Annotated in this window: 8 protein-coding genes and 1 rRNA gene; 4 read left to right on the top strand and 5 right to left on the bottom strand. The window is 38.4% G+C overall.

What is annotated here, in order from left to right; genetic code table 11:
• The first annotated feature begins 69 nt into the window (after nucleotides 1-69).
• A 5S ribosomal RNA gene (gene rrf / locus E0H80_RS10990) occupies nucleotides 70-184 on the top strand.
• Nucleotides 185-304: 120 nt separating this feature from the next.
• Here the strand turns inward: rrf and E0H80_RS10985 are convergent.
• The 4 genes from E0H80_RS10985 to E0H80_RS10970 form a co-directional block, all read right to left on the bottom strand.
• Nucleotides 305-1,678, bottom strand: a complete 1,374-nt coding sequence (locus E0H80_RS10985; protein WP_131365756.1) for a dihydrolipoyl dehydrogenase — start codon at nucleotides 1,676-1,678, stop codon at nucleotides 305-307.
• A gap of 87 nt (nucleotides 1,679-1,765) precedes the next feature.
• Nucleotides 1,766-2,962 carry a hypothetical protein gene (locus tag E0H80_RS10980; RefSeq protein WP_131365754.1) on the bottom strand — a complete coding sequence of 399 codons (1,197 nt, stop codon included), beginning with the start codon at nucleotides 2,960-2,962 and terminating at the stop codon, nucleotides 1,766-1,768.
• Nucleotides 2,963-3,160: 198 nt separating this feature from the next.
• Complete coding sequence (locus E0H80_RS10975; RefSeq protein ID WP_131365752.1) at nucleotides 3,161-3,586, bottom strand: beta-lactamase hydrolase domain-containing protein; 426 nt, start codon at nucleotides 3,584-3,586, stop codon at nucleotides 3,161-3,163.
• Nucleotides 3,579-3,914 carry a TIGR01244 family sulfur transferase gene (locus tag E0H80_RS10970; protein ID WP_131365750.1) on the bottom strand — a complete coding sequence of 112 codons (336 nt, stop codon included), beginning with the start codon at nucleotides 3,912-3,914 and terminating at the stop codon, nucleotides 3,579-3,581. Before E0H80_RS10970 ends, E0H80_RS10975 begins: the two co-directional genes overlap by 8 nt.
• 124 nt (nucleotides 3,915-4,038) lie before the next feature.
• Here E0H80_RS10970 and E0H80_RS10965 point away from each other — a divergent pair, with 124 nt between their 5' ends.
• From E0H80_RS10965 to E0H80_RS10955, 3 genes are read left to right on the top strand one after another with little or no spacing between them, the layout of a single operon-like run.
• The gene (locus E0H80_RS10965) at nucleotides 4,039-4,935 is read left to right on the top strand and encodes an alpha/beta hydrolase (protein ID WP_131365747.1); all 897 of its coding nucleotides are present in this window, start codon (nucleotides 4,039-4,041) and stop codon (nucleotides 4,933-4,935) included.
• The gene (gene trxC / locus E0H80_RS10960; protein WP_131365745.1) at nucleotides 4,936-5,373 is read left to right on the top strand and encodes a thioredoxin TrxC; all 438 of its coding nucleotides are present in this window, start codon (nucleotides 4,936-4,938) and stop codon (nucleotides 5,371-5,373) included. It begins immediately after the preceding gene.
• On the top strand, nucleotides 5,354-5,800 hold the full coding sequence (locus tag E0H80_RS10955) for an acyl-CoA thioesterase (protein WP_416224588.1): 447 nt from the start codon (nucleotides 5,354-5,356) through the stop codon (nucleotides 5,798-5,800). The genes trxC and E0H80_RS10955 overlap by 20 nt, the downstream gene beginning before the upstream one ends.
• 149 nt (nucleotides 5,801-5,949) lie before the next feature.
• On the opposite strand, the gene E0H80_RS10950 is transcribed toward E0H80_RS10955, so the two are convergent.
• The gene (locus tag E0H80_RS10950) at nucleotides 5,950-6,450 is read right to left on the bottom strand and encodes a DUF4442 domain-containing protein (RefSeq protein WP_131365740.1); all 501 of its coding nucleotides are present in this window, start codon (nucleotides 6,448-6,450) and stop codon (nucleotides 5,950-5,952) included.
• Nucleotides 6,451-6,476: the final 26 nt, after the last annotated feature.

The raw sequence follows: 6,476 nt of genomic DNA, 5'->3' as shown, positions 1-6,476 counted from the left end.
TTGGAAAAAGCCTAGGCATACACTTAAAAAGTGCAGCTAAGACCGAGGCAAGTATCCATAAACAGTTGTGCTGGCGACAATAGCAAGAGTGAACCACCTGATCCCTTCCCGAACTCAGAAGTGAAACCTCTTTGCGCTGATGGTAGTGTGGGGTTACCCATGTGAGAGTAAGTCATCGCCAGCTCATTATTCCTAAAACCCCCCTTAATCTTAAGATTGAGGGGGGGTTTTTATGCAGCTAAAAAAAGAAATTAAAAAAGACAGTTCCTCAAGCAGCTAAAAATAAAATAAGCATTCCGGATTTTTAGTCGAGCTGCCGTCGGGCATGTTTAAAGGCCGTTCTCAAGCCTTCTTCCAAGGTAGGATGGTAGAACGGTTTCTCCAGAATCTGATCCAGGCTTAGGGCTTCAGAGAGTATCCACGATAATAAATGTGCCATATGTTCAGCCGACTCAACAAAAAGTTCACTTCCTAAAAACTTACGTGTTTTTTTATCAATATAAACTTCAATAGCACCCTTGTTTTTACCTAATACTATTGCTCGACCTTGTTTTTCATATGAAACAAAGCCAGTGATAAACTCGATTTTGGAGTCAGTGAGCTGTTTGAAACTCTGTCCCACAATGGCCATTTCTGGTTGACTAAAGACAATACTAAGTGGAGTAAGGGTTTTGATATTTTTAAGTTTAGGAAAGTTTAGGCAATTATGAACTGTAGTTCGCCCTTCGTGAGCAGCTTCATGCTGAATTGGAGAATTGGTATGGGCATCGCCAATAATGAAGATTGGATAATCAGCCAATTGTTTAGTATGCATATCCACAGGCAGTTTTTTTAGATCAGTAAATTTAGAATCGATATTTTCTAGATTTAAACTATTTAAATGACTGTTACGTCCTGTCGCGACCAATACATAAGCAACAGTGACCTCATTTATATTTCCATTTTCTGTGTAACTGATTTTAACTTTGTTGCGAAATTTTCGGACTTGCTCGGGGAGTATTTCAAACTTAATATTTAATTCTTCAATTAAAATATCTTGTGCAATTTTTTGTAATTTAGGACTTGTTAAAGATCCAACTTTACGACTCCGGGCAAAGATAGTGGTTTTCACTCCTAAACGTTGCATAGCTTGTGCAAGTTCAATTGCAATAACCCCACTACCGATCACTGCTAATGATTTTGGTAAGGTTTCCAGTTCGAAAATCTGATCGGAAGTAATGAGTTTATCACCCAGTTCATTTTTCCAATCTTTATTAAGAGTCGGGGTTGACCCAACAGCAATAATGAAGTTCTTGGCTTGATATTGGTTTTGATCAACTTGAACCGTTTTTGAGTCAATGAAATGAGCTTTTCCAGAGATTTTATGGGCATCATCCCAGCTATTAACTTCTTCTAATGTGGCCTTGGTAAAATAATCACGTAGCTCTCTTACATGATGCATCACTTGAGAAGTGTCTATTTTAGCTGAAACTTTTAAAGCCACTTCTTCAGCATGTTGAATGTCATGTATTCTGTTGGCTGTTGAGATGATTACTTTACTTGGCATACATCCAACACGAGCACAAGTTGTATCCCAAGGACCGTCATTAATTATCAGAATATTTTGTGTGTGCTTTATTGCTTCTTTATATGCAGAGATTCCTGCAGTACCCGCACCAATAATAATAATTTCGTACATAAAATGAAATCTGAAAATGTAAGCTCTTTCCTACTATATAAAAAAACCCTCATGGCTGAGGGTTTTCTTGCAATTATTTACACTTAATTAATAAGTCACACCGCTTGGCTGGGTCAGTGTGGTTTTGATGGTTCCATTGTTGTTTACAGATTGGCCTTTAAAAATGATGTTATTGAATTTATGTTCAAAGTCTAAAATAGTTCCATTTAATGAATTTTTAAATGTAAAAATATCTGAACCTTTCAGTAAGATACTACCTGTAAAGCTATTTGTATTAGATGATGGACTTTCATTTTCTATTCTTGTACCAGAAATAGAACTAATACTTGGGATATTTAAAGTTTGTAAACCAGAAGCAGCTATACGATAAGTCGCTAATGCTGTTGTATCACCTGGAATAGAGTTGATTGTAAAAGCAACAGGTTCTACATCTGGAGTATTTGGATTATCATTAATTAATACATCAAATCCAGAATTGTTTTGTAGTACATATAAATCCCCATTTGTAGAGGTTGGGTCTTTATAAATACTTAAAGCACCTTTAGTTTCTGTTGTCTGATTATTATAGGTTAATGTAACTTGATAATTACTGTCAGTTTCATTCATAGATACTATACGTAATTGATCTTCTTGAATAAGCCCCCAAGACTGCTTATATGGATAACCAAATACACCTGTTACCCAAACATCATTAAACTTCTTGTCTGCATTCCGATTATCAAAAATAATAATCATTGTTTTGCCTGTGTAATGATCAATCTGTTCTTCAGATAATTTCATCCCACTGATTTCATCATCATTTACATCAAAATCCCAGTTGGAATAATTATTGTTAGGTGATGCCAATGCTGATTTTATTGCCGATTCGCCAAAGAGAATATAACAAGCTGTATTTGCATATGTACCAGAGTCCATACACTTCGCTCTGTATTCAAAACCATCAACTTGCGTTTGATTTGAAACTTTACGACTATCAAAAACTTTTTTTGCATCTATCGCTAACTGTAATGGCCCTTGAGCGAAAGTATCTAATGCATGGTCAATATAACCTTTGGCTGTAGTTGCATCATTTGGATTATAATTACCAAATAAGAATTGACCTTCGCGTTTCAGAATATCAAGCTCGGCTTGAGCGTTTTCTGTTGGTGTGGTAACGCTACCATTATTATTTTCATTAGAGTTATTAGAGTCACTTTTATTATAATAACCATTGCTGCCACCACCGCCACAAGCAGTTAAGAGTCCAGTTATTGCAAGCGCAAGTGTTCCTTGTGTGAATTTCATGCTTTACCCCAAAATTTTATAAATGTATGAAAAAAGTTTTATTGCATAAAGATATCATACATAAAAAATGGCGCATATAGCGCCAAAAAATTATTTGTTGTTCAGATGGATGTCCCAACACTCACCCCGACCGTAGGTCGAACATTCATCGAGCTACATCCCGCAAAGACACATGAAATAAGTAGTATAAGAATCATTTTATTCATTGAGCAATCCTAGTTTTTTCGCTTCATTAAATAGTATTGAAGAGCGTGTGCCACTTCGACATATAATTAAAATTGGTTTTGGAAGCTCATTATAATATTTTGAAAATTCAACTATCTCTGTTTCAGAAACTTTATCACTGGTAATAGGTTGGTAAATAACACTCACATGAGCCTGTTCAGCAATATTGCGCAATTGACTTACAGAAACCAGATTCCCTTGCTCCTGGTCAAGATGGTTTACGATGACAGATTTAAAACCTTGACCTATCAAGGTCTTAAATTTGTCAATTGTCATTTGACCTGTCACACTTAACGAAGAATTTAAACTACGGGTTAAATCAGTCGTTTCTGCAAAAAGAACTGTGCTACAAGTCAAACTTAAACTGAGTAAAGCACGATAAGTAACGTGCTTAATCATCCAGTAAATCCATTTGCTTTGCGAGTTGATATAAATTATTTGAGCGGTTACCGGTACGGCAAAACATCAATACCGGCTTTGGAAGCTCATTGAAGTGATTGGCAAATGCACGTACATCGACTTCAGTAATTTGACCCGCAACAACAGGTTGGAAAACGTAATCTAAACCCGCATTGCGCGCAGCTTCTTCAATTTGCGCACTGGTAGGTTGTTCAGCACCACCTTCCATATCCGGACGGTTATTAATAATTGATTTAAAGCCTTTTTCAATTACTTGTGCTACTTGTTCCGGTGTAATTTGACCTGCAAAGCCGACATTTTCACTCATTTTGTCACTCCATAATTTGCTAAATAGATATATGCTTTATGATAGCATTAAGCTGAAACTGGAGCTTAATCTGTTGAGATTTTTATAAGCGATTATAACCATAAAATAACGCAATGGAGCGCATATGCATTCCTATACAGTTGAACCACTGTATGTAAATAGTGGGAAAGATGTCATTGCTGCGGATTTTTACCGTCCCAAAACTGAACATAAACCTGCGGTCATTATTATGGCTCATGGATTGGCAGCCTTGCGTCAATTTAAACTGGTTCAGTATGCCAAGCGTTTTGCTCAAGCAGGTTATGCTGTTGTATTGTTTGATTATCGTTATTGGGGTGGGAGCACAGGACGCCCACGTGAGTTGGTGTTGATTCAAGCTCAATTAGAAGACTGGCGAACCATGATTGCACATATTCTAGAGCGAAAATCAGTAGATACGCGGCGTATTGTACTTTGGGGTACTTCTTTAAGCGGCGGCTATGTTTTAACTTTGGCAGCAGAACTAAAAAATGTTCACGCTGTCATCGCTCAAATCCCCTTCGTTGATGGAGCAGAAAGTGCCAAGCTTTACCCTTTACAACAACTACCGAAAGCATTGAAAATATCCAGTCAGGACTATATGGGTGCAAAAGTCGGCATGGCCCCGAAAACTTTGCCTGTCGTAGACAGAAAGGGTTTAAGTTTTATGCCGACAGCCGATAGTTATGCCGGCTATCTGTCCATTGTTAATCCGGATTATTTCTGGAGCGGAGAGATTCCGGCCCGGATCTTTTTCAATTTAATTCGTTATCGTCCTATTCAGGATGTGCGTAAAATTAGTGTTCCTGTTTTATTTATTGCTGCCAAACAAGATAGCCTGGTTCCACTTGAGTCGAGTCGTGAAACGGCAACCAATATTGCACCTTATGTGCAATATCATGAATGGGATATGCAACATTTTGATATTTATCATGGTCAATGGTTTGAAAAAGCGATATCTACCCAATTAGAATTTTTACATCAACATATTGGAGTAAGCTAAATGATTATTGTATGTCCTGCGTGCGGTGCGAGAAATCGAGTACCTGAAGATAAACTAGAGGCAAATCCAAACTGTGGCCAGTGTCAACATGCGCTTATTCCTCTGGCTCCAATTGAATTGAATGAACACAATTTTAGTAACTTTGTCACCCATAGTGAATTGCCTGTACTGATTGACTTGTGGGCTGAATGGTGTGGTCCTTGCAAGATGATGGCACCTCATTTTGAACAGGTGGCAAAACAGAATCCGGGAGTGGTTTTTGCAAAAATTAATACCGAACAATCGCCTCGACTCAGCGGGGCTTTTAATGTGCGTAGTATTCCCACCTTGGTTTTGATGAATAAAGCCAACGAAATTGCTAGAATAAGTGGTGCTTTACGATCTACAGAGCTGCAACAGTGGCTGGATCAACAATTAAATGCCAATACTGGGAGCTAATGTGTCAGATACTCATGTAAAACCTGAAGGAACCCTTTCCCTTCAAACCATTGCAATGCCGGCAGATACCAACTGGAGTGGTGATGTTTTTGGTGGATGGATTGTTTCACAAATGGATTTGGCAGGTGCAATTCATGCAGAACGTTTTAGTAAAGGACGTTGTGCCACGATTTCGATTAATCAGATGACTTTTTTGGTTCCGGTAAAAGTCGGTGATGTGATTAGTTGTTATACCAAAATCTTAAAAGTAGGTAATACCTCTATTCAAATGCAGATTGAAGTCTGGGATAGTCATGACAGTTCACGTGAACCCATCCGTGTGACAGAAGGCGTGTTTACCTTTGTTGCGGTCGATGTGAAAGGTGGAAAGCGTCAAATTCCAGAGGATGTAAAACAAAAATATTTAGCAGCGCAGCCCGCGCAATAATGAATAATAAAAAAAGCCCAACATGATTGGGCTTTTTTTATGTGCTGAATTTTTAAAACAACGTCTGCTCTATTTTAAGCTCAGCTGTTTTTACAAAAGAAAAAAACATCATTCGATTGAGCTTTAAGCCAAGCAAATTCAAGATGTAATCATTTCTTTAAGTGTGACTTTGAAACCCACGCCCACAGCATTTCGCATTGAATCGGCTCTTCACCGGATTCATCTGTCACCTTTACCGTAACCAGGGTTTCACCTTTTTCAGTGCTTTGCATCAACTTTTGCTGCTCATCAGTGAGGGTTGCAGTGGCAGTCATCGTACCTTTAGAAGGGCGTTTAAAATCAAGTTTGAAACTTTTGATAAGTACAATAGATGAGTCAGGAACATTCATGCCGGTAACAAAACCGGTAGCTGTTTCAGCAATTAATGCCATTGCGCAGGCATGCACCTGACCAATGTGGTTTTGCATGGCTCGATGGTTTTCAATTTTCACCACCACTTTTGGGGGGCTAACTTCGAGGTAGCGAATATTGGCGCTACCCACCATCGGCACGACCCGACCAAACGCTTTGCTCCATAGGGTACTGCGAATACCTTTGGGTAATTTAGAGCTTGCTTTAACCAGTTTTGATAGGCGATTGGTTGGAGTCATGAAATTCCTCGAGGTTTTATTGCATC

Origin of the sequence: Acinetobacter sp. ANC 4779, assembly GCF_004331055.1 — a bacterium.
Lineage (GTDB): Bacteria > Pseudomonadota > Gammaproteobacteria > Pseudomonadales > Moraxellaceae > Acinetobacter.
The sequence above is the reverse complement of the archived record's forward strand: the minus strand, read 5'-3'. Positions and strand labels throughout refer to the sequence as shown.

Coding starts and splice junctions, on each gene's coding strand:
- E0H80_RS10980 (WP_131365754.1), bottom strand. CDS start 2,962: ATGAAATTCACACAAGGAACACTTGCGCTTGCAATAACTGGACTCTTA.
- E0H80_RS10985 (WP_131365756.1), bottom strand. CDS start 1,678: ATGTACGAAATTATTATTATTGGTGCGGGTACTGCAGGAATCTCTGCA.
- E0H80_RS10955 (WP_416224588.1), top strand. CDS start 5,354: ATGCCAATACTGGGAGCTAATGTGTCAGATACTCATGTAAAACCTGAA.
- E0H80_RS10975 (WP_131365752.1), bottom strand. CDS start 3,586: ATGATTAAGCACGTTACTTATCGTGCTTTACTCAGTTTAAGTTTGACT.
- E0H80_RS10970 (WP_131365750.1), bottom strand. CDS start 3,914: ATGAGTGAAAATGTCGGCTTTGCAGGTCAAATTACACCGGAACAAGTA.
- trxC (WP_131365745.1), top strand. CDS start 4,936: ATGATTATTGTATGTCCTGCGTGCGGTGCGAGAAATCGAGTACCTGAA.
- E0H80_RS10965 (WP_131365747.1), top strand. CDS start 4,039: ATGCATTCCTATACAGTTGAACCACTGTATGTAAATAGTGGGAAAGAT.
- E0H80_RS10950 (WP_131365740.1), bottom strand. CDS start 6,450: ATGACTCCAACCAATCGCCTATCAAAACTGGTTAAAGCAAGCTCTAAA.